The 268-nt window shown below is 45.1% G+C and carries 1 protein-coding gene; it reads right to left on the reverse strand.

What is annotated here, in order from left to right:
* Positions 1–268 (reverse strand): hypothetical protein (locus SB689_RS23280; RefSeq protein ID WP_410694421.1); only part of this gene is annotated, 268 nt, incomplete at both ends.

Genomic DNA, 268 nt, shown 5'->3' on the forward strand with positions numbered 1-268 from the left:
TAAGGATTTTGCATCAGCCATTCCGATGATCCTACTGGCTTCACTCCGAGGGCAATCATACTCCCCAAATAATCGATTGCCACGATTCGTTTCGCCTGTACCGGTATTTCTACATCTCCGAATATCGTGGATACTGTCTTCGTTCCCTTGCTTGGTTGTGTGCTTTCTTTTTGATGGTCTACAGTTCTCGCTACATTTTCCTTAGTGCCTTGTACATTCAGTGATTGAGCTGTATTTCCATTGGATGAATTGGTATGGGTGCCGCCTG

This window comes from Chryseobacterium sp. SIMBA_038 (assembly GCF_046535115.1).
In the GTDB taxonomy this organism is placed as follows: domain Bacteria; phylum Bacteroidota; class Bacteroidia; order Flavobacteriales; family Weeksellaceae; genus Chryseobacterium.